The organism is Pseudomonas eucalypticola (assembly GCF_013374995.1).
In the GTDB taxonomy this organism is placed as follows: Bacteria; Pseudomonadota; Gammaproteobacteria; order Pseudomonadales; family Pseudomonadaceae; genus Aquipseudomonas; species Aquipseudomonas eucalypticola.
The window spans coordinates 6,066,288-6,090,892 of sequence record NZ_CP056030.1 but is presented as its reverse complement, the minus strand read 5'-3'; the positions used below and the strand labels follow the sequence as shown (position 1 = coordinate 6,090,892).

The 24,605-nt window shown below is 65.2% G+C and carries 19 protein-coding genes and 1 pseudogene; 11 read left to right on the top strand and 9 right to left on the bottom strand.

Going from position 1 to position 24,605, the window contains the following annotated elements; all coding sequences use genetic code 11:
- The first annotated feature begins 72 nt into the window (after nucleotides 1-72).
- From flhB to HWQ56_RS27340, 5 genes are all read left to right on the top strand, one after another.
- Complete coding sequence (gene flhB / locus HWQ56_RS27360; RefSeq protein ID WP_176572195.1) at nucleotides 73-1,242, top strand: flagellar biosynthesis protein FlhB; 1,170 nt, start codon at nucleotides 73-75, stop codon at nucleotides 1,240-1,242.
- Complete coding sequence (flhA, locus tag HWQ56_RS27355) at nucleotides 1,239-3,329, top strand: flagellar biosynthesis protein FlhA (RefSeq protein WP_176572194.1); 2,091 nt, start codon at nucleotides 1,239-1,241, stop codon at nucleotides 3,327-3,329. The genes flhB and flhA overlap by 4 nt, the downstream gene beginning before the upstream one ends.
- A complete protein-coding gene (gene flhF, locus HWQ56_RS27350) occupies nucleotides 3,329-5,602 on the top strand; it encodes a flagellar biosynthesis GTPase FlhF (RefSeq protein WP_176572193.1) in 2,274 nt (757 codons plus the stop codon). Before flhA ends, flhF begins: the two co-directional genes overlap by 1 nt.
- Nucleotides 5,595-6,056: a hypothetical protein gene (locus HWQ56_RS27345; RefSeq protein WP_158157469.1), complete on the top strand. Its 462-nt coding sequence runs from the start codon at nucleotides 5,595-5,597 to the stop codon at nucleotides 6,054-6,056. The genes flhF and HWQ56_RS27345 overlap by 8 nt, the downstream gene beginning before the upstream one ends.
- A 155-nt stretch (nucleotides 6,057-6,211) precedes the next feature.
- Nucleotides 6,212-6,907, top strand: a complete 696-nt coding sequence (locus HWQ56_RS27340; protein WP_176572192.1) for an RNA polymerase sigma factor FliA — start codon at nucleotides 6,212-6,214, stop codon at nucleotides 6,905-6,907.
- Here the strand turns inward: HWQ56_RS27340 and HWQ56_RS27335 are convergent.
- The 4 genes from HWQ56_RS27335 to HWQ56_RS27320 form a co-directional block, all read right to left on the bottom strand.
- Nucleotides 6,904-7,308 carry an adenylyltransferase/cytidyltransferase family protein gene (locus HWQ56_RS27335; protein WP_158157473.1) on the bottom strand — a complete coding sequence of 135 codons (405 nt, stop codon included), beginning with the start codon at nucleotides 7,306-7,308 and terminating at the stop codon, nucleotides 6,904-6,906. The genes HWQ56_RS27340 and HWQ56_RS27335 overlap by 4 nt on opposite strands.
- Complete coding sequence (locus HWQ56_RS27330) at nucleotides 7,305-8,489, bottom strand: tetratricopeptide repeat protein (RefSeq protein WP_176572191.1); 1,185 nt, start codon at nucleotides 8,487-8,489, stop codon at nucleotides 7,305-7,307. Before HWQ56_RS27330 ends, HWQ56_RS27335 begins: the two co-directional genes overlap by 4 nt.
- A gap of 36 nt (nucleotides 8,490-8,525) precedes the next feature.
- A complete protein-coding gene (locus HWQ56_RS27325) occupies nucleotides 8,526-9,404 on the bottom strand; it encodes a hypothetical protein (RefSeq protein WP_176572190.1) in 879 nt (292 codons plus the stop codon).
- 110 nt (nucleotides 9,405-9,514) lie between these two features.
- Complete coding sequence (locus HWQ56_RS27320; protein WP_158157479.1) at nucleotides 9,515-10,603, bottom strand: FliC/FljB family flagellin; 1,089 nt, start codon at nucleotides 10,601-10,603, stop codon at nucleotides 9,515-9,517.
- A gap of 229 nt (nucleotides 10,604-10,832) precedes the next feature.
- Here HWQ56_RS27320 and HWQ56_RS27315 point away from each other — a divergent pair, with 229 nt between their 5' ends.
- Nucleotides 10,833-11,645 carry a motility protein A gene (locus HWQ56_RS27315; RefSeq protein ID WP_158157481.1) on the top strand — a complete coding sequence of 271 codons (813 nt, stop codon included), beginning with the start codon at nucleotides 10,833-10,835 and terminating at the stop codon, nucleotides 11,643-11,645.
- Nucleotides 11,642-12,397: an OmpA/MotB family protein gene (locus HWQ56_RS27310; RefSeq protein WP_176572189.1), complete on the top strand. Its 756-nt coding sequence runs from the start codon at nucleotides 11,642-11,644 to the stop codon at nucleotides 12,395-12,397. The genes HWQ56_RS27315 and HWQ56_RS27310 overlap by 4 nt, the downstream gene beginning before the upstream one ends.
- Here the strand turns inward: HWQ56_RS27310 and cadR are convergent.
- Entirely contained in the window at nucleotides 12,391-12,840 is a 450-nt protein-coding gene (gene cadR, locus HWQ56_RS27305) for a Cd(II)/Pb(II)-responsive transcriptional regulator (RefSeq protein ID WP_158153437.1), read from the bottom strand. The two genes, HWQ56_RS27310 and cadR, sit on opposite strands and share 7 nt — an antisense overlap.
- Nucleotides 12,841-12,921: 81 nt before the next feature.
- On the opposite strand from cadR, the gene HWQ56_RS27300 reads away from it, so the two are divergent.
- A complete protein-coding gene (locus HWQ56_RS27300; RefSeq protein WP_176572188.1) occupies nucleotides 12,922-15,159 on the top strand; it encodes a heavy metal translocating P-type ATPase in 2,238 nt (745 codons plus the stop codon).
- Nucleotides 15,160-15,409: 250 nt separating this feature from the next.
- Here HWQ56_RS27300 and HWQ56_RS27295 read toward each other — a convergent pair whose 3' ends face one another.
- Nucleotides 15,410-16,765, bottom strand: a complete 1,356-nt coding sequence (locus tag HWQ56_RS27295; RefSeq protein ID WP_176572187.1) for a DUF3482 domain-containing protein — start codon at nucleotides 16,763-16,765, stop codon at nucleotides 15,410-15,412.
- Nucleotides 16,749-18,122 carry a DUF2868 domain-containing protein gene (locus HWQ56_RS27290; protein ID WP_176572186.1) on the bottom strand — a complete coding sequence of 458 codons (1,374 nt, stop codon included), beginning with the start codon at nucleotides 18,120-18,122 and terminating at the stop codon, nucleotides 16,749-16,751. Before HWQ56_RS27290 ends, HWQ56_RS27295 begins: the two co-directional genes overlap by 17 nt.
- Nucleotides 18,123-18,193: 71 nt before the next feature.
- Between HWQ56_RS27290 and HWQ56_RS27285 the strand changes: the two genes are divergently transcribed.
- The gene (locus HWQ56_RS27285) at nucleotides 18,194-18,706 is read left to right on the top strand and encodes a dihydrofolate reductase (protein ID WP_176572185.1); all 513 of its coding nucleotides are present in this window, start codon (nucleotides 18,194-18,196) and stop codon (nucleotides 18,704-18,706) included.
- Between the two features lie 77 nt (nucleotides 18,707-18,783).
- Here HWQ56_RS27285 and HWQ56_RS27280 read toward each other — a convergent pair whose 3' ends face one another.
- Nucleotides 18,784-20,175 carry an L-cystine transporter gene (locus tag HWQ56_RS27280; RefSeq protein WP_176572184.1) on the bottom strand — a complete coding sequence of 464 codons (1,392 nt, stop codon included), beginning with the start codon at nucleotides 20,173-20,175 and terminating at the stop codon, nucleotides 18,784-18,786.
- A 246-nt stretch (nucleotides 20,176-20,421) separates the two neighbouring features.
- Here HWQ56_RS27280 and HWQ56_RS27275 point away from each other — a divergent pair, with 246 nt between their 5' ends.
- Nucleotides 20,422-21,477, top strand: coding sequence for an HAD family hydrolase (locus HWQ56_RS27275; protein WP_176572183.1), 1,056 nt, complete (start codon nucleotides 20,422-20,424; stop codon nucleotides 21,475-21,477).
- 111 nt (nucleotides 21,478-21,588) lie between these two features.
- On the opposite strand, the pseudogene ilvD reads toward HWQ56_RS27275, so the two are convergent.
- A pseudogene (gene ilvD, locus HWQ56_RS27270) lies at nucleotides 21,589-23,429 on the bottom strand (dihydroxy-acid dehydratase).
- A gap of 447 nt (nucleotides 23,430-23,876) precedes the next feature.
- On the opposite strand from ilvD, the gene HWQ56_RS27265 reads away from it, so the two are divergent.
- Nucleotides 23,877-24,602, top strand: coding sequence for a magnesium transporter (locus HWQ56_RS27265; protein WP_176572182.1), 726 nt, complete (start codon nucleotides 23,877-23,879; stop codon nucleotides 24,600-24,602).
- Nucleotides 24,603-24,605 lie beyond the last annotated feature (3 nt).

Below are 24,605 nucleotides of genomic sequence, written 5' to 3'. Positions count from 1 at the left end.
TGCTTGTTCCAAGGATGGGGCGAGCCCGGTGCTGCGCAAAATATCGGCCTTATCAAAAGCCGATGAACCGCCATGGCGGAAGACAGCAGCAACGAAGACAAGACCGAATCGGCGTCACCGCGCAAGATCGAGAAGGCCCGTGAACAGGGCCAGGTGGTGCGCTCCCGGGAGCTCAATACCTTTGTGGTGCTGCTGGCCGGCGTGGCCGCGCTATGGGGCGGCGGCGGGTGGTTTTACGGGCAGTTGTGCCAGGTGCTCGAACACGGCCTGTTGTTCGAACGCGCCCAGGCATTCGACACTACCCGCATGGTTCAAGCCGCTCTGGGGCTGGGTCAACTGGGGCTGTTGACGGTGATGCCATTTCTCCTGGTGCTGATGCTGGCCGGGGTCGCGGCGTCGATGCTGCTGGGCGGCCTGGTGATTACCCTGAAAGCGCTGCAACCCAACTTTTCCCGTATGAACCCTATAGCAGGCCTGGGGCGCATGTTTTCCCTGCGTGCTCTGGCCGACCTTGGCAAAGCCGTGGCCAAGGCGTTGCTGGTGGGCTGCGTGGCCGTGCTGTTCCTCAGGGGCCACGCCCGCCTGCTGCTGGACCTCACAGGCATGCCAGTGGAATTGGCCCTGGCCACGGCCATGGGCCTGGTGGCGAAAGCCTGCGCGCTGGTTATCGGCTCGCTGGTGCTGGTGGTGGCCCTGGACGTGCCGTTCCAGTTCTACACCTACTACCAGAAGCTGCGCATGACCCGCGAAGAGCAGCGCCAGGAGCACAAGGACACCGACGGCGACCCGCACATCAAGGCGCGGATCCGCCGCCAGCAACAGCTGATGGCCCGCTCGCGAATGATGAGCAAGGTGCCCAAGGCTGACGTGATCGTCACCAACCCAACCCACTACGCCGTGGCCCTGGCCTACCAGGACAAGATGTCGGCGCCGCGGGTGATCGCCAAGGGCGCGGATGAGGTGGCCGCACGTATCCGCGAGCTGGGCGAAGAGCACCGCATCCCCATGCTCGAAGCGCCAGCCCTGGCGCGCGCCCTGTATTTCCATGTGGACATCGACCGGGAAATTCCTGGCTCGCTGTATACCGCTGTTGCCGAGGTGCTGGCCTGGGCCATGCGCCTCAAGCGTGTCAGTGAAACCGGCGGCCTGGTGCCGCCCAAACCGAAAAACCTGCTGGTGCCCGCCGGTATGGATCAGCCTGGCCCCGCGGGGGCCACCGCCGAGGAAACACCGACCCCATGAACGCCATGACTCAACTGCTGGGCCCCGACTCCTGGCTGGCCAAGGCCGACCTGAAACTGCTGGCCGGCCCCGTGCTGATCGTCATGATCCTGTCCATGATGATTTTGCCGCTGCCGCCGTTCGTGCTCGACCTGCTGTTCACCTTCAACATCGCCCTGGCGATCATGGTGCTGCTGGTCAGCATGTTCACCGAAAAACCGTTGGACTTCTCGGCGTTCCCGGCAGTACTGCTGTTCACCACCCTGCTGCGCCTGTCGCTGAACGTGGCTTCCACCCGCGTGGTGCTGATGGAAGGCCACCAGGGCCCGGATGCCGCTGGCCGCGTCATCGAAGCCTTCGGGGAGTTCCTGGTAGGCGGTAATTTCGCCGTCGGCATGGCGCTGTTCCTGATCCTGGTGATCATCAACTTCATGGTGATCACCAAGGGTGCCGGGCGTATTGCCGAGGTAGGCGCACGCTTTACCCTGGATTCGATGCCAGGCAAGCAGATGGCCATCGATGCCGACCTCAACGCCGGCCTGATCGGGGAGCCGGAAGCGCGCAAGCGTCGCCGGGAAGTGGCCCAGGAAGCGGACTTTTACGGTTCCATGGACGGTGCCAGCAAATTCGTGCGCGGTGACGCCATGGCGGGCCTGGTGATCATGGGGGTCAACGTGGTGGGCGGCCTGATCATCGGCATGCTGCAGCACGGCATGGCCTTTGCGGACGCTGCGCACACCTACACCATGCTGACCATCGGCGACGGTCTGGTGGCGCAGATTCCAGGCCTGGTGATTTCCATCGCCGCTGGCGTGACGGTATCGCGGGTGAACACAGAGGAAGATGTGGGCCAGCAGATGATCGGCCAACTGTTCATCCGCCCCCAGGTACTGATCCTTACCGCGGCAGTGATCGGCCTGCTGGGCCTGGTACCCGGCATGCCGAACCTGGTATTCCTGCTGTTCACCGCCTTGCTGGGCGGGCTCGGCTGGTGGCTGCGCAAGCGCGACCTGGCACAGGCGGCCGCGCCGGAAGAGCAGGTGGTGCCCAAGGCGGCGTCGCAGAGCTCGGAAGCCAGTTGGGACGACGTCAGCCTGGTGGATACCCTGGCACTGACCGTCGGCCACCGCCTGATTCCGCTGGTGGACAGCCGCCAGCAGGGCGAGATGCTGGTGCGCATCAAGAGCGTGCGCAAGAAGTTCGCCCAGGACGTGGGTTTCCTGCCCCCGGTGGTGCGCGTCCGTGACAAGGTCGACATGCTGGCCAACACCTACGTCATCAGCCTCAACGGCGTGGAAGTGGGGCGCGGCGAGCTGTTCCCGGGCAAGTGGCTGGCGATCAATCCCGGCCAGGTCACCGGTAAGCTGGAAGGCGAGGTGATCGTCGACCCGGCCTTCGGCTTGCCGGCCATCTGGATCGATTCGAGCATGCGTGAGCACGGGCAGATCTTCGGCTACACCGTGGTCGACGCCAGCACCGTGGCCGCCACCCACCTCAACCATCTGTTGTACCTGCACGCCAAGGACATGCTCGGCCGTGGCGAAGTGCAGAAGCTGCTGGACAAGCTCACCAAGGACAACAAAGCCCTGGTGGAAGAAGTCGTGCCCAAGCTGATTTCCCTCGGCACCTTGCAGCGCATCCTGCAGAACCTGCTGGAAGAGGAGGTCTCGATCCGCGACCTGCGCAGCATCCTCGATGCCCTGGCCGAATTCGTCACTGCCCAGCCCGAGGCTGACGTGCAGGAAATGACCGCCGTGGTACGCGTGGCTCTGGGCCGGGCAATCACCCAGCAGTGGTTCCCCAACCAGACCGAACTGCATGCCATTGGCCTGGGCTCCAACCTGGAGCAAGTGCTGCTGCAAGCCGTCACCAGCGGCGGAGCCCTGGAGCCAAGCCTTGCGGACAACCTGATGCAGCAGACCGAAATCGCCCTGGCCCGTCAGGAAGTGGGCAACCACCCAGCCGTGGTGGTGGTACCGAGCAAATTGCGGCCGTTGTTGGCGCGGTTCCTGCGCCGGCGTTTGCGCCAGTTGGTGGTGATGTCTTTGTCGGAAATTCCGGAAGGCCGGACCTTGCGTATAACCAGCCTGATCGGTGGAGGTAATTGATGGGCGTGCAACGATTTGTCGGGGCCAATAGCCGCGAAGCCATGCACCAGGTGCGCCTGGTACTCGGGGAAGATGCCTTGATCCTCTCCAGCCGCAGCGTGGAGGAGGGTGTCGAGATCATGGCAGTGGCTGATGACACCCAGCCTGCTCCCCTCAGCCCGCGCCGCGCGGCCGCCGCCTATGCACACATGAGCGCCAGCGGCTCGGCTGGCACTCGAAAGCCCGCTGGCGAACCAGCTGCCACCCTGGATACCCCAGGCGTTCAGCCCCGGGAGGCCGTAGGTGCCGGGTTGCCCGTGAGCTTCCCAGCGACACCCATGCCTGCTGGCGACTTTGCCGCCCTGAGCCAACTGCTGCGCGGCGAAATGGAACAGATGCGCCAGCTGCTCATGCAGCAACAGCCTTCGGCCCCGGCTGACGACAGCCGCCAGGCACTGTTGCGCGACCTGCTGGGCAGCGGGTTCAGCCACTGTCTCAGCCAGGAATTGCTCGACGCTGCCCCGGCGTTGCCTGGGGTTGATGGCCCCGGCCGGGCCAGTTGGCTGGCCGAGCGCCTGGGGGCGCGCCTGTCGGTGTTGCCCGACGACGGCCCGCTGCTGGAAGCGGGCGGCATCATCGCGCTTGTCGGACCCACCGGGGTAGGCAAGACCACGACCACCGCCAAACTCGCCGCGCGTTTCGTCATGCGCCACGGTGCAGACGGCCTGGCCCTGGTGACCACCGACAGCTTCCGGATCGGCGCTCACGAACAACTGCGTATCTACGCCGAATTGCTGGGCGGCGAAGTGCATGCGCTGGGCGCCGAAGACAATATCGAGCAGTTGCTGGCCAGCCTGTCCGGCAAGCGCCTGGTGATTATCGACACCGTAGGCATGAGCCAGCGCGACCAGCGCCTGCTGGCGCAGATCAAACGGCTGGCCAATGGTGACAGTCTGGTGCGGCTGATGCTGGTACTCAATGCCGCCAGCCACGGTGACACCCTGGATGAAGTGGTGGACACCTATCGCCGCGCCGCCCTGAACGCCGGCACGACGTTGCGCGATTGCATTATCAGCAAATGCGACGAAGCCCCACGCCTGGGGCCGGTGCTGGACGTACTGATACGCCATGACCTGCGGCTCAATTACCTGTCCACTGGGCAGCAGGTGCCGGAAGACTTGCACCTGGCCGACAGGCCCGCGCTGATGAACCAGGCGCTGACCCGCGAGCGCCCGTCTCTCTACGGCGCGGGCCCGACGGCGCTCCATGGCAAGGGGCAGCAACTCGATACCCTGGCTCGCAACGTGCTGGGCCATGGCCGGCTGCTGGCTACCCTGCGCGCCAGCTTGCACCGCCAGGTCGATGACTTCGCGCTGCTGGAGCAGGCTTGGCACATGGCTGATCTGCCCGCCTCCCAGCAGAGTCAGGCGCTTGCCCGGCTGCTGGCGGACACGCCGGTGCCCAACGCGGCAAACCGACAGATTCTGTGGGGCGCGGAGCGACCCGTCGTCGGCGCGACCTGGAAAATGCCGGTGCTGAGCTTTACCGCCGAAGGGAATCTGCAGATACGCCCGTGGCTGGCCCATCAACTGCCTATCGGCACTCAGCCGCGACTGGAGTGGAGCTCGGCAACCCTGGGCGGCAGCCGCCACCTGTGGGCGGGCAGCCCCAGCCGCGAACTGATGCAGCGTTTGCTGGAGGCCGGCCCCACCTGGTTGGCCAATGCGCAGCGGGGGCAGCGGGTGATGCAGGGCGGTCAGTCCTGGACCCTGGCGCAGTTGGCGGAGCGCAGCGCTAGCCACGGTTACCGTGCTCTGCGCCAGCGGGGGCGGTGGGTGAAGCTGGAGCTCGGCTACCTGGTCGTCAGCTTGCCCACCGAGCCGCAGCGACCCGTACGTGCCTGGTTCGGCACCCTGCGACATTGCGACAGTGACCAGATACTGGGCCAGCGTTACTGGCTCGCCGACGGCAACGGCAACCTCGCTGAACAGGCCGACAGCCTGAGCCGCGTGCAGGTGTGCGAGTCGCTGCCGGCACTGACGCTGCGGGCCTGGAACATCCTGGGTGAGCGGCATGGCCCGTTGAACGCCGACCTGCGTCTGTTCCTGGCCACTGCCCTGGCGGCGTGCGCCTGCCACCTGGACCAGGTCGAAGCCGAGTGGGGCCAGGCTGTGCGTCAACAACTGCTGGAGTTGTCTGGCAAGCGTCGCGCGTGTAGCCCGCTGGTGTTGCTGGAAAGCCTGCTGCACCTGCTCACCACCCGCACGGCCATGGCCCGCCTGGCACATGAGTGACCAGGCCCAAGGTCTGCGTCGCTGGGCTGAGCGCCACGCCCGGGCAACCGCGCCCGAGCAGGTGCTGGTGGTAGTAGGCGCGGCCTCGGGGCTTGGCGACGCCAGGGCAACCCTGCGGCGCTGGCGGGCCGACGGCCATGCATGGGTCGCAGAGCCGTCGCGCTGGCAGTTGCTGGCGCTGGCAGCCGACAGCCCCAGGGTGCCTGAGATGGCGCGCCACTACCCCCGCTGGGGGCTGTGGCTAAGCACGGACCCAGGTGCCTGCCAACGGGCTTACCGGCTGGTGCGCACGCTGGTGCAGGCGGGTGGGCCGCGCCGCCTCTTGTTGTTGCATGGCGGGGCAGTAGCGCAATGCGCCCGGGTGGAAAACTTGCGCGCGGCCTGTGCCCAGTTCCTGGGGGTGGAGCTGCTGATCGTGGCAGAACGCCACCGCGACCGCGTGGCCGACAATTAGTTCAATTGGCAGAAAAGCCACTAAAGGCTACGGCTATTCCGCCCTTACCCACCCAGGCTAAGCAGTAATAATGCCCGCGCCCATGACCCGCCCTCCACGCCGTGACCCGCGTGGCGGGCATGCCCTCGGTTTCCTCATCACACCAGGCCTGCAGGATGTACACAGCTCAGGGAAAACTAAAATCAAGCGAGTTGCTGGAACAGTACCTGCCACTGGTACGCCGACACGCGCTTGAGTTGAAAACCAGGGTGCCGGCCAATGTCGATCTCGATGACCTGATACAGGCCGGCAGCATCGGCCTGCTCGATGCGTTGGCGCGTTACGACACTGCCCAGGGTGCGACCTTTGGCACCTTCGCTTCGCAGCGCATCCGCGGGGCCATGATCGACGAGCTGCGCAGCCGCGACTGGGCCCCCCGCAGCGTGCGCCGCAACGCCCGCGCGCTGAAGGGCGTGATAAGGCGCCTGGAACAGGCACTGGGCCGCCCGCCGGAAGAGCGGGAGATCGCCCAGGCCATGGACTTGCCCCTGGAGCAGTATCGGCAATTGCTGCTGGACATCAACGGCTGCCAATTGATGCCCATCGAGGAAATCGCCGAGGATGATGCCAGCGGGGTCAGCAGCGGCTACGGGGCCTCGCCTTTTGTCGAATTGCTGCAGGAGCGCAACCGCGAGCGGTTCGTCAAGGCCCTTGATGCATTGCCCGAGCGGGAACGCTTGCTCCTTGCGCTGTATTACCAGGAAAAGCTCAACTTCAAGGAAATTGGCGCCGTGATCGGGGTCAGTGAGTCGCGGGTGTGCCAGTTGCACAGCCAGGCTGTCTCGCGCCTGCGCGACGCCCTGGCCGATTAGGCCGCAGGCGCCGGCCGTGCCAGGCAGTGCTTGAGCGCTGAACTGGAAATGCCCGGCGTGCGCGGCAGGTACACCACTTCGCACAGCGGTCTGAGGGTGTCGAAGTGGCCCCGCCAGTCATCCCCCATGCCGAACACCGCGACGCCCAGGCGGCGGATGTCATCGGCCTTCTGCGCCCAGCCGGTTTCGGCCAGGGTCATGTCCACACACTTGAGCGATTGCACGATGTCCAGGCGGTCGGCGAAGGGAATCACCGTCTGCTTGCCCTTTTTCAGGTTGAACTCATCGGTGGATACCCCGACGATCAGCCGGTCGCCCAGTGCCCGCAAGTTGCGCAGCAGGTTGAGGTGACCCACGTGGAACAGGTCGAAGGTTCCGTAGGTGAGAACGATACGGCTCATGGCGCCAGCACCGTGCCTAGGGCTGCCCGGGCGGCCAACAGCAGTTCATCCTCCGGGCGATGGGCCAGCGCGTGGTCGGCCAGGGCGCGGGCCTTGTGCAGATGTCCGCTCTCGATGTGCGAATAAATCCGCGAGACGGCGTAGCACTCGGTCAGCAGCGAAAAACCCTGCAGGTTCTTTGCCGCGATCACAGTGTCGAAGAACGCGTCCGGGGTGCGCCAGTCGCCGTACACGGCGGTCAGCCAAGTGTCGGCCTGTTCCAGCTGCCATATCGGCCGGTTGTCGGGGGTATGTCCCTTGATCAGGTGCAAGGTTGGGTAGCGGGTCTGGCGGTGCCATTCGTGAAGGCCGTCCTTGATCCAGAACCCCGTGCAAGTATTGCCCTCGCGGTCCACCACGAAGCCGGACAGGTCGAGGGAGATCTTGTGCGCCGGGTGGTAGAAGGCCTTGGGGTTGGTAAGCCGGTGCGCGCCGGTTGGTTCGACCCAGCCGCGGCGAATCAGGCAATGGGTCGCGCGCTCCATTTCACAGTGGGGCAGGCCGAAGTCGATATCCTTGTCGAACGGTAGCAGGCCGCCCTCGCGGGTCAGGCCCAGTAGCGTGCCATAGGCGGCGAAGGCATGAACGCCTGCCTGGCAGAGCGCGGCCAGGGTATCCCACAACAGCTGTTCAACCTGCGGTTTGTTGAAGTCATCGCGAGGCGCCCTGGGGGTGACACTGATGGGTTTTTCCAGGCGCAGGGTCAACGCCTGGCGGTAGCAGGCCAAGGCCTCTGGCAGGCGCACCTGATGGTGGCGAACAACCCCCAGCACCAAGTGCGCCGATGTGCTGCGCGGCGCCAATTGCAGCGCGCGCTGCACCAGTGCGTCGGCGCGGGTGCTGTCATCCTGTTGGTTATGAATTTCGGCCAGCTTGACCAGTACCTGAACCTGGTCGGGGTCCAGTTCCAGGGCGCGATCCAGCAGTGTCAGCGCCTCCGCGGTTTTTTTCTGTTTGGCCAGCAGCAGCCCCAGGTCCGCGTGCAGCCGGGCATTGCGCGGCGCCAAGGGCAGCGCCTGGCGAAAACTGGCGATGGCTTCGTCGGTACGCTGTTGCCTAAGCAGCTGGCGGCCGCTGTTGATGTAGGCGTTGGCCGCGTCCTCGTTCTTGTTGCTCCAGGTTTTTCTGGCGGTGCGAGACATGGTGGACCCCGGTTGGAAGGCTGAGCCAGCGCGCACTTACCACGGCGCTGGGCTGTACTCGGCGGTAAGCGTGAAGGTGGTGGCCGCGAGGTTGGCGGCGGGCAGGTAGTGACGTGCTTGCAGGTAGGCTGCAGCCTGGCCCTGGTCGACACCTGCAAGCAGGCGGTAGGCCAGGTCGTGCAGGCCGTAGGCCGTGTCCAGGACGAATGCCAGTTTCAGGCGGCGTTGCGGTAGCAATTGCGCCAGGCGCTCGGGGGTCGGAATGAACAATGCCTGCACACTGTGCAACTGGGTTGCCCGTGGCGCGGTCAGGTCCAGTTCGGCAGGGAACTGGCTGAGGTGGCTGGGGGCGTGAAAGCGGTAGAACTGCAAGCCGTGTTCGGCCAGGCGCTGGCATAGCGGGCCGAACTCGAAGTGCTCGGCCTGGGGGGCAAGCATCGACACACTGACCTGGGCCAGCAGCAGTTGGCCCAGGGTCGCACCGGCGTGGTGAACGATGCCCAGGGTGTCGTGACGATCGTCCAGCACCAGCCAGTCCAGGCTCTTGAGGCCTTGCAGACCGTCCAGCCTGGTGCTGCGAATCGGCAGCCGCGCGAGTACCTGGGCCCCTCGTTGCAAAGGCGCAGGCAGGCTGGCGAGCGGTTGCGGTGGGCGCGTGCCGCTGAGCTGCGAGTCCAGGCAGGCGTGCAGGGTCGTCGGGCGGCCGTCGCCCAGGGTGATGCCGTTGAAAATCTGCACGTGCGGGTGTTCGCCCAGGGGCGACCCGTGCAGGCGGCTGGCCGGGTCGAAGATAATGACGCTCAGGGCGTCCAGGGCCATCAGGGCGGCGAAATCCGGGCGGCTGGCCAGGCCGGCACCCTGGTCGAGGGCGACCAGCCGGCCTTGGAAATTCCAGTTGAAGGGTTGCGCCGTCATGGTTCGATGGTCCCCATGGAATTCGGTTGAAAAAGCTAGGGTAGGGCGGTTGGGCCCTCGGCGATGCGTGAAGAACAGGCCCCGGGTGGGGCCTGTTCCGCTTACCGCGGTTACTGCAGCAGCGACAGCATCTGCTGTGGGGTGGAGTTGGCTTGCGCCAGTACCGAGGTACCTGCCTGTTGCAGGATCTGGGCGCTGGTCATGGCCGATACTTCAGTGGCGTAGTCCACGTCTTCGATACCCGAGCGCGCCGAGGTCAGGTTGGTTTCGGTGGTGGAAATGTTGGAAATGGCCGAATCGAACCGGTTCTGCACCGCACCGAGGTCCGAACGCATGGAGTCCACGGTATTCAGGGCCGAGTCCAGGGTGGTCAGGGTGTTGGTGGACTTCTGGGTCACTTCGTTTTCGGTGTCCACGCTTACCGATACGGTGGCGGTGGAGCCGCTGCCGGTCACGGTCACGTCGGCGGCGTAGTAGGTGGCGGTAGAACCGCTGCCCACCTGCAGGAAGTAATCGCCATCTTCGTCCTGCACCAGGGTGCCGCCAGTGCTGCCGCTGCCGTAGCTGATGGAGCTGCCCGACTTGTCGGTGATGGTGACGTTGGTGCTGGACAGAGTCATGGATGCACCGCCTTCGTCTTCCACCGAAGCCGCGCTCACCGAACCGTCGTAGCCGTTGACGTTGAAGCCGCTCAGGCCCAGGGTCGAGCTGTTGATTTCGCTCAGCTTGATGTCGATGGTCTCGCCATCGTTGGCGCCTACCTGGATGGTGATGGTCTGGTCAGAGTCCAGAACGCTGACGCCGTTGAACGCGGTTTGCGAGGAGATACGGTCGATTTCATCCAGGCGCTGGGTGATTTCATCCTGGATGGACTGCAGGTCGGACTGGGAGTTGGTGCCGTTGGCGGCCTGTACCGACAGCTCACGGATACGCTGCAAGTTGTCGTTCACTTCGTCCAGCGCGCCTTCAGTGGTCTGCGCCAGGGAGATACCGTCGCTGGCGTTGCTGCTGGCCTGGTCCAGGCCGGTGATCTGCGAGCTCATGCGGTTGGCGATGGCTTCGCCGGCGGCGTCGTCGGACGCGCTGTTGATTTTCAGGCCCGAAGACAGACGCTCGATGGAGGTGCTCAGGGAGCTTTCCGACGAGCTCAGGTTCTTCTGAGCGATCATGGACGTGATGTTGGTATTAATGACGGACATGCTGCACTTCCTTCTTGGTGGTGGCCTGGGGCCCAGGTCTGTGGCGCCCCGGGCCTTTTAACCGCGAAGATCGGCAACACCCTGGTCAGCTTTAGAAAAGCCTCCGATTTTTTTCGCGCCCGTGGCCGTCAGCGGATTTCGATAGGGAAAAGCCCTGTGTTAGCGCCTTTGAAACGCCCGCGCGCGCGTTATAAAACCCGCTGCCGCTGTTCACTTCCCGGAGCCTGTGATGAATCCCTCGACCCTGATCGGCCTGCTCTCTGGCCTGGTCCTGCTGGCCTTGCTGCTGTTGTTCTCGGCGCAGCACCCCCTGATGTTCATCGATTTGCCCAGCCTCGGCATCGTGCTGATCGGCACCTTCGCCGCCACTTGCCTCAGCTACCCGCTCAGCGAAGTGCGACGGGTGCTGGGGTTGTTCGCCACGGTAATGCGCAAGGAGCCGGCACACGCCCACGACGACATCGAGCAGGTTGTGACCATGGCCCGGCTATGGCTGGATGACGATCTGCGCGCCGTGGAGAAAGCCCTGGAAAATACTCGCAACCCCTTCCTGCGCTCGGGTGTGCAATTGGTGATCGACAAGACCGCCGAGGCCGAGATCATCGAACTGCTGCAATGGCGCATCGTGCGCATGCGCGCCAAGGAGCGCGCCGAGGCGCAGTTGTTCCGGGTCATGGCCAGCTATGCGCCGGCGTTTGGCATGCTCGGCACGCTGGTGGGCCTGGTGAACCTGATGTTCGTACTGGGCGACGGCGACATGGTCACCATCGGCCACCAGATGTCGGTGGGCCTGATGACCACGCTGTACGGTGTGCTGCTGGCCAACCTGGTACTCAAACCGGTGGCGGTAAAGCTGGAGCGCCGGACCGAGCAGCGGGTGCTGCAGATGAACATGCTGATCCAGGGCATATCAATGATGTGCAACAAGCGCAGCCCAGGACTCATCCGTGAAACCTTGAGCACGTTCGTCGCCCAACACGCCGATGAGATCCGCGAGCCACTGCGCATCACCCCACGCCTGGGCGAGAGCGTCGGGCCATGAGCCGGCCGCTGGAAGCGCTGGGGCGTCTGGCCCTGGAGAGCGACGAAGACAGCTGGATGATGACCTACCTGGACATGATGACGCTGCTGCTGGTGGTGACCATGGCGATGCTGGCCATCACCACCCGCCTGCACAGCACCGCGCCACCTTCGCCACCCGCGCCGTTGCCGTTCATGGGCCAGGGCCTGTTGCCCCACGGCCTTGCCCTGCTGGGCCGCCCGCCCGTGGTGAAACCGGTAGTGGCCACGGCCGCTGCCGCCGAGCCGCCCCCGCCAGCACCACCCGCACCCCCGGCCCCACCTGGCCCGGACGAGATGGCGAAAAACCTCGGCCTGGACGCCCTGGGCAAGGATATCGAGGTGGATATTTCGCAGAAGACCGTGAGTTTTCGCCTGAGCAGCGAACTGCTGTTCGAGTCGGGGCAGGCTGACTTGAGCCCGGCGGGCATCACTGCGCTGAAACCGTTGCTGCCGGTACTGGAAAAAAACAGCCAACCGATCCTGGTACAAGGCCATACCGATGCCGAAAAGATCCAGAGCACACGCTTTCCATCCAACTGGGAGCTGTCCAGCGCCCGCGCTGCCAGCGTGGTGCGCTATCTGCAGGCCAATGGTGTCGACGGTCAGCGCTTGCGTGCCGTGGGGTTCGGCGATACCCACCCCCTGGCGGGCAACGAGTCGGCCGAAGGCCGGGCGAAAAACCGTCGGGTGGAAGTGGTGCTGGAGGCGGTTGCCAACCCGCCACCTCAGTGACCGTGGCTGCGGCCCACGTGGGAGTGCTCGGCCTCCGGGGCCGTGACCGCGCCGTTGACTTCCAGGCGCTGCAGGATGCCGCACTGGTCGCTGCTGCCCGCCGTGCCACAACGCTGGCGCAACTCCAGCAGCTGTGACTGCAGCGCCTGCAGGCCCTCGATACGTGCGCGCACATGGTGGATATGCTCGTCAACCAGGGCATTGACGCTTTCGCACTGGGCCTGGGGGCTGTCGCGCAGGGTCAGCAGGCTGCGGATTTCGTCGAGGGTCATGTCCAGGGTACGGCAGTTGCGGATGAAGGTCAGGCGCTCTGCATGGGCTTGGGTATACAGCCGATAGTTGCCATCGGTTCGAGCCGGGGGCGGCAATAGTTGCTCGCGCTCGTAGTAGCGGATGGTCTCGACCTGGCAGTCGGTGGCCTTGGCCAATTCGCCGATTTTCATGCTGCGCCCTCCAAAGGTGCTTGACCCTATAGTGGCTACAGGGTGTTCACTTGGCAACAGGCACTTCTACGGACCTGACCAATGAGCCAGCCCACGCACGACCACAAGCACGACCACGATCATCACCACGACCATGCTTCGGTACGCAGCCCTGCCCACGGCAGCTGCTGCGCCGGTGCGGCGCCGGCCACCGTACGGCTGGGCGGCAAGGCCAGTATCGACGCGCGGCTCAGCCGTTTTCGTATCGAGCAGATGGACTGCCCCACCGAGCAGACATTGATCCAGAACCGCCTGGGCAAATTGGCCGGGGTCGAGGAACTGGAGTTCAACCTGATCAACCGGGTGTTGGGCGTGCGCCATGCCTTGGTCGACGACCAGGCGATCGTCGCGGCTATCGCAGAGCTGGGCATGCAGGCCGAGCCGCTGGACGGCGCGGGGCCCGGTGCTGCCAGCGTAACCGTGCACAAGCCCTGGTGGCCGCTGGCGCTTTCCAGCGTGGCAGCGGTGGCGGCCGAGGCTGCCCATTTCAGCGGCCTGGTGCCGCAGTGGGGCATTGCCGGCCTGGCATTGCTGGCCATCGTCAGCGGTGGCCTGGGTACCTACAAGAAGGGTTGGATTGCCCTGAAGAACCGCAACCTGAACATCAATGCGCTGATGAGCATCGCCGTGACGGGCGCCTTGTTGATCGGCCAGTGGCCGGAGGCGGCCATGGTCATGTTCCTGTTCACGGTGGCCGAACTGATCGAAGCCCGCTCCCTGAGCCGCGCGCGCAACGCCATCGGCAGCTTGCTGCAATTGACCCCCGAGCGCGCCACGGTGCGGCAGGTAGACGGCCAATGGGCCGAACTGCCCGCCAAGGACATCGCGCTGCACGCCGTGGTGCGGGTGCGGCCCGGCGAGCGTATCGCTCTGGATGGGGAAGTGGTGGCGGGGCAATCCAGCGTCGATCAGGCAGCCATCACCGGCGAAAGCCTGCCGGTGGAGAAAGCCGTAGGCGACAAGGTATTCGCCGGTACCATCAACCAGGCGGGCGCCCTGGAATACCGGGTGACTGCGCTCGCCAGCGATTCGACCCTCGCGCGCATCATCCACGCCGTGGAACAGGCCCAGGGTGCCCGGGCACCGACCCAGCGCTTCGTGGACAGCTTTTCTCGCTACTACACCCCGGCGGTGTTCGCCCTGGCGCTGGCCGTGGCGCTGCTGCCGCCCTTGTTCATGGGCGGCGGTTGGTTCGACTGGGTTTACCGGGCGCTGGTGCTGCTGGTGGTCGCGTGCCCCTGTGCGCTGGTGATCTCGACCCCGGTGACCATCGTCAGCGGCCTGGCCTCGGCGGCGCGCAAAGGCATCCTGGTCAAGGGCGGCGTGCACCTGGAGGGCGGCCACCGCCTGGATTACCTGGCGCTGGACAAGACCGGCACCCTGACCCACGGCAAGCCGGTGCAGACTGATTTCGTGCCCCTGGACCCAGCCTTCGTCACGCGTGCCGAGCAGATCGCCGCCAGCCTGGCCGCGCGTTCCGACCACCCGGTGTCCCAGGCCATTGCCCGGCCGGCGCTGGAGGCAGGCGAGGCGCTGCTGGACGTGCTGGACTTGCAGGCCCTGGCCGGCCGCGGTGTGCGCGGCTGCATCGAAGGCCAGGTCTACCACCTGGGCAACCATCGCCTGGTGGAAGAGCTGGGCCTGTGCTCGCCGAAGCTGGAAGCGCAGCTCGACACCCTTGAGCGCCAGGGCAAGAGCGTGGTGGTGTTGCTTGACGCCAGCGGCCCGCTGGCCTTCTTCGCCGTGGCCGACACCTTGCGCGACACCAGCCGCGAAGCCATCGCCCAGTTGCATGCGCTGGGCATCAAGACCGTGATGCTGACCGGCGACAACCCGCACACGGCCCAGGCCATCGCTGCGCAGGTGGGCATCGACGAGGCCCGTGGCAATCTGTTGCCTGCCGACAAGTTGCAGGTCATCGAAGCGCTGTATGCCCAGGGCCACCGGGTGGGCATGGTGGGCGACGGGATCAACGATGCTCCGGCGCTGGCCCGTGCCGAATTGGGCTTCGCCATGGCCGCGGCGGGGAGCGACACGGCGATCGAGACCGCCGACGTGGCGCTGATGGACGACGACTTGCGAAAAATACCGGCCTTCGTCAGGCTCTCGCGCCAGACCCGCGCGATACTGATGCAGAACATCGTGCTCGCCCTGGTGATCAAGGCCGTGTTCCTGGCCATGACCTTCGCGGGCCTGGCGACGATGTGGATGGCGGTGTTCGCCGATATGGGCGTCAGTCTGCTGGTGGTTTTCAACGGTTTGAGGCTGTTACGCAAGTAAGAGGGTGGTGATGCTCAGTGCCGAGCTGAAGGCGTTCTACATGGTGGCCCGGCTGGGCAGCATTACCACTGTACCCTGGAGTATCAGGGGGGCGTAATGACCGCTGAAGAGGCCGACGCCTTCGAACACGACCAAAGCCACGGCGCTGCTCAATGGCCCGTAGCAGCGGACCTGGCCGCGTCACAAACGCCGCGCAGCATCAGGCCTACCTCCGTACCGCCGACATGGCGCGGAATGGCCCGGACCGCTGCTACAGCTGAGCGGCCAGGCGTTCGAGCTGTTCCTGGCGCTCGGCCTGGTTCAGGCGTGGGTGTGGGTTGAGAGACGACCATTGTGGATGAGCGCGGGCCTTGCCCAGCGCCTCGGGCAGCTTGCCCTCGCGCCAGGCCTGGTCCTGTGGCGTGGCCAATTCGATGCTGCCCATGGCGGCGTGGCCGCGGCTGTCCAGGGCTTGCAGCAACTGGCGCTGGCGCAAGGCCAGCAGGCGCAGCACGTTATCGTCCACGGTCAGCTCGCGCTGACCTTTGAGCTTGCCCAGCAGCCGCCCGCCATAGCCACGGCTGGTCTGCAGCAAGCCACCGGCGATGGCACCCGCCAAGGCGGCCAGGCCCAGGGTGATGCCGCCTGCCAGCAAGTCCACCCCGGCCCCCGCGGCCGCGCCGGCCGCTATGCCGCCACCCACCTTGACCCCCAGTTGCTTGAGGGTTTCCGGGTTGAACAGGTCATCGCCCCAGCGTCCGTCCAGTAGCGGCAAGTCGCTGGCGGTAGCGTCCTCCAGGCGGAACGCATAGCGCTTGAGCAGCGCCTGCACGCACTTCTGCTCGCGCTGGCGCACGGCTTCGCGCAGCTGTTGAATGGCGTCGTGTGGCTCACCGGCTACGCTGCGCCGGCACGCGGCGCAGTCGATCAGCAGTTCGGCGATCAGGCGCAGGGCCGCCTGCTGACGCGCGAGGCGCTGTTTGTGCTGGTCTTCGATCAGGCGTTGCAGGGCCGGCCGGGCGTGTTCCAGCAACAGCGCCAGGCTTTCATACAGGCGCTGTTCGCCATCCTGTGGCGGCGCCACGCTATCGAAACGTACCAGTGCATGCAGCCCCAGGCGTGCCAGTGCCTCGCGCCACTGGTCTTCACGGTGGCCGGGACTGCTGACGAAGTTGAGCACCGGCAGCAACGGTTTGCCGCAACCGTTGAGCACCTCCAGTTCATCGCGGTACTTGGCCAGTACCGGTTCACGGGCGTCGATCACATACAGGCCGGCGTCGCTGCCCAACAACTGGCGCAGCACCTTGGCCTCCTGTTCGAAACGCTGGCGCGCTTCGCTGCCCTGCAGAAAACGTTCGGTGCGCGCCGGGCCGTCCAGCCGTTCACCGGGGCGCTCCAGGCGTTCCAGGTAATCGAGCAGGGCGATGGCGTCTTCCAGGCCGGGGGTGTCGTACAGCTCCAGCAGCGGTTCGCCGTCCACCGACAGCCGCGCACCTTCCACATGGCGGGTAGTGCTGGGGCGGTGCGAGACCTCGCCGAAGCCCGCGTCGCGGGTCAGGGTGCGCAGCAGTGAAGTCTTGCCGACATTGGTGTGGCCGACCACGGCCAGCTTAAGAGGCTTGGTCATGGCCGGTCTCCAACCAGTTCAGGGGCGCGTGCTCCACCACGGGCAGGCCGAGGGTATCCAGCGCGTGATGCCAGTCGGCCAGGCGGTGGGCGTCCAGTTGCTGTCCAGGTGGCGCAGGCAACAGCCAGACCCGGGTGCGCCCGGCGCTGCGTGCCAGTTCGGCAATCAGGCCCAGGCTGCCACGGTCAGGTGAGCGACGCGGGTCGCAGGCAATCGCCAGGCGCGCGGCCGGGTAGCGGGCAAGCTGGTCCAGCAGGCGGCGTCGGGATTCGCGGCTATCGAGGATACCGGCATTGGCGACAGTGGCCGGCAGGGCGGGCGGCCAGGGTTGCTGCTCATCCAGCTCAAGGCCGACCAGCAGCGCGCCATCGGTATGTTCCCCGGCGTGGGCGGCGGTGGCCTGGTGCAACTGTTCCGGGGCTTGGTCGTTGACGCCCAGGCGTTCGCTGCTGGGCATCAGCCGTTCGCGCAAATCACTGTAGCCTGGCAGGGTCAGGTCCAGATCCAGGTGAGCGCGGCCCAGGCGCCACCGCGCCCAGCACGCCACTGCCAGCAGCAGCCGCGGCGCAATGCCGAACACCAGCAATACCCCCACCAGCCAGCCTGCCCAGGCCTGGCGGGCGCTGTCGATGGCCAGCGCACTGTCGCCGCTGGCGCGAATGGTGGCGACGTCCGGCACGTTGAAGCCGAGCAGGGCGGGCAGGGTGCCCAAGCCACGGGTCAGCGCCACGAAGGTGTCTGGGCTGAGGATAGTGGTTTCCCAGACGAAGCCGTAGCGCCGTGTGGCCAGCATCAGCAGCAGCACCATCAGGGCACTGCTCAGGGCCAGCAGCCAGAGGCCGTTGACCAGGGCACCCAGCACCCAGCGGTTGAGGCGCCGGCGTTGCAGCAGGAGAATGAGTGCCGGGCCCAGGTGCACGGCGTTGGCATCGCGCGCCAGGCGGGAACTGAGCCACATCCACAAGCGGCCAAGGCTGGCGCTGTGCTCGCCCGCCAGCAGCAACCCGCTGGCCCAGCCCAATAGCAGTAGCCAGTTCAGGCCCAGCAGGCTGCCCAGTGCCCAAAACACATTGACCGGGCCGCTGCCCAGGGCGGCGAACGCCAGCCCTGCGCCGCTGACCACGACCAGCACGGCCAGCAGCATGACACTCAGCCGCGCACCCTGCTTCCAGTGCTTCAGGGCCGTCAGCAGGCCGTCGCGCTCGGCCAGCCACAGCGCGCGATGTTCCACCCGCGCCGCAAGCTCGCCACCTTGCTGACGGGCGCGGCGGTTGGCTTCCTGGTCGTCCAGGGGGCCGGCCTGCTCTTCGCGCAGGCGTATGGCTTCGGTGAGCCAGAGTCTGTCCAGTGCTGTCACGCCACCATCCATTGATCGAACCAGCCAAGAGCATAACCCAGCCAGGCCCTGGGCTCTGCTATCCTCGCGGCATGAAAAACACACTCCCCCTCAGCCTGATCGCGGCGCTCGCCGAGAACCGCGTCATCGGCATAGACAACACCATGCCCTGGCACCTGCCGGGTGATTTCAAATACTTCAAGGCCACCACCCTGGGCAAGCCGATCATCATGGGCCGCAAGACCTGGGATTCGCTCGGCAGGCCGCTGCCGGGGCGCCTGAACATCGTGGTCAGCCGCCAGGCCGGGCTGGTGCTGGAAGGCGCCGAGGTGTACCCGTCGCTGCAGGCCGCCATCGAGCGCGCCGAGGCATGGGCCCAGGCCAACGGTGCGCAGGAACTGATGTTGATCGGGGGGGCGCAGTTGTATGCCCTGGGCCTTGAACAGGCCGACCGCCTGTACCTGACCCGCGTGGCCGCGCGCCCCGAAGGCGATGCGTTCTTCCCTGAATATGACCAGAGCCAGTGGCTGCTGGCGTCCAACACCGAAAACCCTGCCGTGGGCGACGCCCCGGCCTACGCCTTCGAAGTCTGGGACCGCCGCTGAGCCCCTGACGCGGTGCAAGCCACACACCTCGTGGCAGCGGACCTGGCCGCGTCGGCGTTCGTGGCGCGGCCAGTTGTTCAGCGGTGAGCGAGCTCGGCGTGTTCGTCGCTGTCCAGCACGGCACGGTCGGTCTGCTTGAGCACCTGGCTGGCAATGGTGCCAGCGGTCATCGAACCACTGACGTTCAACGCCGTGCGGCCCATGTCGATCAGCGGTTCTACCGAAATCAGCAACGCCACCAGTGATACCGGCAAGCCCATGGCCGGCAGCACGATCAGCGCGGCGAAGGTCGCGCCCCCGCCCACGCCCGCCACGCCGGCCGAACTCAGGGTCACGATGGCGACCAGGGTGGCGATCCACAGCGGGTCCAGCGGGTTGATGCCCACGGTGGGCGCGACCATCACCGCCAGCATCGCCGGGTACAGGCCCGCGCAACCGTTCTGGCCGATGGTGGCGCCAAACGATGCAGCAAAGCTGGCGATCGATTGCGGGATGCCCAGGCGCAAGGTCTGCGCTTCGATGCTCAACGGGATCGAAGCCGCGCTGGAGCGGCTGGTGAACGCGAACGTCAGCACCGGCCACACTTTGCGGAAGAACCGCAGGGGGTTGACCCCGGCGATGCTTAGCAGCAGACCGTGAACCATGAACATCAGCGTCAGGCCGATATACGACACCAGCACAAAGCTGCCCAGCTTGATGATGTCCTGCAGGTTGGAGCTGGCAACCACCTTGGCCATCAGCGCCAGCACGCCATAGGGCGTCAGCTTCATCACCAGGCGCACCAGGCGGGTGACCCAGGCCTGCAGGGTTTCGATGGCCGTGACCACGCGAGCGCCTTTGTCGGCGTCATCCTTGAGCAACTGCAGCGCCGCGACGCCCAGGAATGCCGCGAAGATCACCACGCTGATGATCGACGTGGGCTTGGCCCGCGCGAGGTCGGCCACCGGGTTCTGGGGCACGAACGACAACAGCAACTGCGGGATGCTCAGGTCGCTGACTTTGCCCACGTAGTCGTTCTGGATCGCCTGCATGCGCGCGGCTTCCTGGGTGCCTGCGACCAGGCCTTCGGCGGTCAGGCCGAACAGGTTGGTCAGGCCCACGCCGATCAACGCCGCGATCAGGGTGGTGAACAGCAGCACGCCAATGGTCAGGAAACTGATCTTGCCCAGGGAAGAGGCGTTGTGCAGCCGCGCCACGGCACCGAGGATCGAGGCGAAGATCAGTGGCATGACGATCATTTGCAGCAATTGCACGTAACCGTTGCCCACCAGGTCGAGCCAGGTGATGGTGGTCTTGAGCAGGGGACTGCCCTGGCCATAGATGGCATGCAGGGCGCTGCCGAACAGCACGCCCAATACCAGGCCGATCAGCACTTTTTTCGCCAGGGTGAACGAGGTGCGGGCGGTTTGCGCCAGGCCCAGCAGCAGGGCCAGGAACACCAGCAGGTTGAGTAGCAGGGGCAGGTTCATTGAAGCTCCAGGTGAAAGATTTCCAGGCTGATGCACCTCTGATGGGCGCTGGCCAACCCGAAACTCTAACACTCTGAATTTTCTGCTATTTATACCGAGATCGAATGTAGATAGTCGTTTATGGAATAAGAACTGTCGTTCATGGATAACGCCATGGCGTGATCCAGTGCCTGGCGGTCGTGTTCACGCCGGGTTTGTCATGAGGATTTGCTACGGTCCATCGGATCTCACTGGGGAGCACCACCGATGAAGCCACTGCGCAACCTGCTTGCCGTCACCCTTGGCCTGGCGCTGGCCAGCCCTGTCTTCGCCACCGACCTCAAGCACTGGCCCGCGGCACAGGGCAAACAGCTCGACGCAATGATTGCCGCCAACGCCAACAAGGGCAATTACGCGGTATTCGACATGGACAACACCAGCTACCGCTACGACGTCGAAGAGTCGTTGCTGCCTTACCTGGAAAACAAGGGGATTCTGACCCGGGAAAAGCTCGACCCCTCACTGAAGTTGATTCCCTTCAAGGACACCGCCGAGCACAAGGAGAGCCTGTTCAGCTACTACTACCGCCTGTGTGAAGTCGACGACATGGTCTGCTACCCCTGGGTGGCCCAGGTGTTTTCCGGTTTCACGCTCAAGGAACTCAAGGGCTACGTGGATGAAATGATGGCGTCAGGCAAACCCATCCCGACCACGTACTTCGATGGCGACGTAGTCAAGAAGATGGATGTCGAGCCCCCCAAGGTCTTCACCGGCCAGGCCGAGCTTTACAACAAGCTGATGGAAAACGGCATCGACGTGTACGTGGTCACAGCGGCGTCCGAGGAACTGGTGCGCATGATCGCTGCCGACCCCAAGTACGGCTACAACGTAAAGCCGCAGAACGTGATTGGCGTGACCACCTTGCTCAAAGACCCCAAGACCGGCGAGTTGACCACCGCGCGCAAGCAGATCGCAGCGGGCAAATATGACCCCAAGGCGAACATGGACCTGGAAGTGACGCCGTACCTGTGGACCCCGGCCACCTGGATGGCGGGCAAGCAGGCAGCGATCCTGACCTATATCGATCAGTGGAAGAAGCCGGTGCTGGTGGGGGGCGACACACCGTCGAGCGACGGCTACATGCTGTTTCACAGCGTGGACGTGGCCAAGGGCGGCGTGCACCTGTGGGTGAACCGCAAGGCCAAGTACATGGACCAGCTCAATGGCATGATCAGCCAGAACGCCGCAGCGCAGGCCAAGGAAGGGTTGCCGGTGACGGCGGACAAGAACTGGGTGATCGTGAAGCCTGAGGAAATCCAGTAACCCTCGCTTCACGCGATCCCTTGCGGGACCGGGCGAAGCTCGGGCAGGCCGGTATTACGCGGTGTCTGCTTCCCGAGCTTCGCCCGGTCCCACAAGGCGGAGGGCTAAGGCTTACAGCCCGTCGAGCAGCGCCTTGTTGCGCACCGCGCCCTTGTCGGCACTGGTTGCCAGCAGGGCGTAGGCCTTCAGCGCGGTGGTCACCTTGCGTGGGCGCACCTCAACAGGCTTCCAGCCTTTCTTGTCCTGCTCGACGCGGCGGGCCGCCAGTTCTTCGTCGCTGACCAACAGGTTGATCGAGCGGTTCGGAATGTCGATCAGCACCTTGTCGCCATCCTGCACCAGGCCGATGGCACCGCCCGCGGCGGCTTCCGGCGAGGCGTGGCCGATGGACAGGCCCGAGGTACCCCCGAGAAACGGCCGTCGGTCAGCAGGGCACAGGCTTTGCCCAGGCCCTTGGACTTCAGGTACGAGGTGGGGTACAGCATTTCCTGCATGCCCGGGCCGCCTTTCGGGCCTTCGTAACGGATGATGACGATGTCACCGGCTTTCACCTCGTCGGCCAGAATGCCGCGCACGGCGCTGTCCTGGCTTTCGAAGATCTTGGCGTTGCCTTCGAACACATGGATCGACTCATCCACGCCAGCGGTTTTCACCACGCAGCCGTCCAGGGCGATGTTGCCGTACAGCACGGCCAGGCCGCCTTCTTTCGAATAAGCGTGCTCGAAACTGCGGATGCAGCCGTTCTCGCGGTCGTCGTCCAGGGTGTCCCAGCGGGTCGACTGGCTGAAGGCGGTCTGGGTCGGGATGCCGGCCGGGCCTGCCTTGAAGAAGTGGTGCACCGCTTCATCGCTGGTCTGGGTGATGTCCCACTTGGCGATGGCTTCTTCCATGCTGCGGCTGTGCACGGTGGGCAGGTCGGTGTGCAGCAGGCCACCGCGGGCCAGCGAACCGAGGATGCTGAAGATGCCGCCGGCACGGTGCACGTCTTCCATGTGGTACTTCTGGATGTTCGGCGCCACCTTGCACAGCTGCGGCACGCTGCGCGACAAGCGGTCGATGTCACGCAGGTCGAAGTCGATCTCGGCTTCCTGGGCGGCGGCCAGCAAGTGCAGGATGGTGTTGGTCGAGCCGCCCATGGCGATGTCCAGCATCATGGCGTTTTCGAACGCCTTGAAGTTGGCGATGTTGCGCGGCAGTACCGACTCGTCGTTCTCGCCGTAGTAACGCTGGCACAGCTCGACGATAGTGCGGCCGGCCTGCAGGAACAGCTGCTCGCGGTCGCTGTGGGTGGCCAGGGTGGAACCGTTGCCCGGCAGGGCCAGGCCCAGGGCCTCGGTCAGGCAGTTCATGGAGTTGGCGGTGAACATGCCGGAGCACGAACCACAGGTAGGGCAGGCGCTGCGCTCGTACTCGGCGACCTTCTCGTCAGAAGCGCTGGAGTCGGCGGCGATGACCATGGCGTCTACCAGGTCGAGGCCGTGGCTGGCCAGTTTGGTCTTGCCGGCTTCCATCGGGCCGCCGGACACGAAGATCACCGGGATGTTCAGGCGCAAGGCGGCCATCAGCATCCCGGGGGTGATCTTGTCGCAGTTGGAGATGCACACGATGGCGTCGGCGCAGTGGGCATTGACCATGTATTCCACGGAGTCGGCGATGATCTCGCGGCTCGGCAGGGAATACAGCATGCCGTCATGGCCCATGGCGATGCCGTCGTCGACCGCGATGGTGTTGAATTCCTTCGCCACGCCACCGGCGCGTTCGATCTCGCGGGCAACCAGCTGGCCCAGGTCCTTCAGGTGCACGTGCCCCGGGACGAACTGGGTGAACGAGTTGGCGATGGCGATGATCGGCTTCTTGAAGTCGGCATCCTTCATCCCCGTGGCGCGCCACAGGGCGCGGGCGCCGGCCATGTTGCGGCCGTGGGTGGATGTTTTCGAACGATAGTCAGGCATGGAACACTCCGGGCGGCTAATCAGGTATCAGTAAGGGAGTGAGCTTCTCTTGTCCTTTGCAGCGGCGACAGGTAGCTGCCGTTGCGGATGAGGTCGGTGACGCCACAGGATCGCTGCGCGCTCGACCGGAGCTCATAAACCCGCCGGGGGATGATTGGCGATGAATAGGCCGATTCTACACCGCTGGCGGCGGGATGGAATGCCGAGACCGATCAGGGGCGGGCTTGTAGGACATTTCTGAATTTGCGTCAGCGGCTATTTTTGCCGCTGCACGCTGGCTACTATCCCTGCGCCGCATGTGCGGCCGACGAGAAAACACCCAATGGACCACCCCAGTTCAAGTTCCTTCGAGAACCCGATCCTGGCACCGACCGCAGCGGCGGCGGGCCTGCCTGTGAGCTGACGCGTCCGCTCGCCAGGCAGCCCTGCGCCGCCTGGAGAGACTCAATGACTACCTTCGACCTTGCGCAACACGATGCATCCCTGGCCCACCTGTCCGCCGCCGACATCGCGGCCCACCTGCAGGCGCTGCCCGAAGACAAGCGCGCCGACGTCCTCAGCCGCCTCGAAACGGAGGCCGCGGTGGAAGCCACCGAGGCCTTCCACAAAGGCGCGCTGATATCCACGCCCCTGGGCAACCTCAGCACCGCCACTATCGGCCTGCTGTACCGCAAGCGCGTGCTGTGGCTGGTATTGCTGGTGTTCGGCAACCTGTTCTCCGGCGCCGGCATCGCTGCCTTTGAAGACGTGATCGCCGCCAACATCGTACTGGTGTTTTTCCTGCCCCTGCTGGTGGATAGCGGCGGGAACGCCGGCGCCCAATCGGCCACCCTGATGGTGCGCGCCCTGGCCACGGGTGATGTGGTGATGAAAGACTGGCTGCGCCTGCTCTGGCGCGAATGCTCCGTGGCCCTGGCCCTGGGTGTGACCATGGCCGTGGCCGTGGCCTTGCTGGGCGCAGTGCGTGGCGGCTGGGACATCTCTTTCGTGGTTGCCAGCAGCATGCTGGTGATCGTGCTGGTGGGCAGCGTCATCGGCATGAGCCTGCCTTTCCTGTTCAGCCGCCTGAACATGGACCCGGCCGTGGCCAGCGGGCCGTTGATTACCTCGATTGCCGATGCGGCGGGGGTGTTGGTGTATTTCGGGATTGCTTCGGTGGTTTTGCAGTTGTGACCT

Excerpts from the sequence above, each read along its gene's own strand:
- flhB (WP_176572195.1), top strand. The coding sequence starts at position 73 with ATGGCGGAAGACAGCAGCAACGAAGACAAGACCGAATCGGCGTCACCG.
- flhA (WP_176572194.1), top strand. The coding sequence starts at position 1,239 with ATGAACGCCATGACTCAACTGCTGGGCCCCGACTCCTGGCTGGCCAAG.
- flhF (WP_176572193.1), top strand. The coding sequence starts at position 3,329 with ATGGGCGTGCAACGATTTGTCGGGGCCAATAGCCGCGAAGCCATGCAC.
- HWQ56_RS27345 (WP_158157469.1), top strand. The coding sequence starts at position 5,595 with ATGAGTGACCAGGCCCAAGGTCTGCGTCGCTGGGCTGAGCGCCACGCC.
- HWQ56_RS27340 (WP_176572192.1), top strand. The coding sequence starts at position 6,212 with ATGTACACAGCTCAGGGAAAACTAAAATCAAGCGAGTTGCTGGAACAG.
- HWQ56_RS27335 (WP_158157473.1), bottom strand. The coding sequence starts at position 7,308 with ATGAGCCGTATCGTTCTCACCTACGGAACCTTCGACCTGTTCCACGTG.
- HWQ56_RS27330 (WP_176572191.1), bottom strand. The coding sequence starts at position 8,489 with ATGTCTCGCACCGCCAGAAAAACCTGGAGCAACAAGAACGAGGACGCG.
- HWQ56_RS27325 (WP_176572190.1), bottom strand. The coding sequence starts at position 9,404 with ATGACGGCGCAACCCTTCAACTGGAATTTCCAAGGCCGGCTGGTCGCC.
- HWQ56_RS27320 (WP_158157479.1), bottom strand. The coding sequence starts at position 10,603 with ATGTCCGTCATTAATACCAACATCACGTCCATGATCGCTCAGAAGAAC.
- HWQ56_RS27315 (WP_158157481.1), top strand. The coding sequence starts at position 10,833 with ATGAATCCCTCGACCCTGATCGGCCTGCTCTCTGGCCTGGTCCTGCTG.
- HWQ56_RS27310 (WP_176572189.1), top strand. The coding sequence starts at position 11,642 with ATGAGCCGGCCGCTGGAAGCGCTGGGGCGTCTGGCCCTGGAGAGCGAC.
- cadR (WP_158153437.1), bottom strand. The coding sequence starts at position 12,840 with ATGAAAATCGGCGAATTGGCCAAGGCCACCGACTGCCAGGTCGAGACC.
- HWQ56_RS27300 (WP_176572188.1), top strand. The coding sequence starts at position 12,922 with ATGAGCCAGCCCACGCACGACCACAAGCACGACCACGATCATCACCAC.
- HWQ56_RS27295 (WP_176572187.1), bottom strand. The coding sequence starts at position 16,765 with ATGACCAAGCCTCTTAAGCTGGCCGTGGTCGGCCACACCAATGTCGGC.
- HWQ56_RS27285 (WP_176572185.1), top strand. The coding sequence starts at position 18,194 with ATGAAAAACACACTCCCCCTCAGCCTGATCGCGGCGCTCGCCGAGAAC.
- HWQ56_RS27280 (WP_176572184.1), bottom strand. The coding sequence starts at position 20,175 with ATGAACCTGCCCCTGCTACTCAACCTGCTGGTGTTCCTGGCCCTGCTG.
- HWQ56_RS27275 (WP_176572183.1), top strand. The coding sequence starts at position 20,422 with ATGAAGCCACTGCGCAACCTGCTTGCCGTCACCCTTGGCCTGGCGCTG.
- HWQ56_RS27265 (WP_176572182.1), top strand. The coding sequence starts at position 23,877 with ATGACTACCTTCGACCTTGCGCAACACGATGCATCCCTGGCCCACCTG.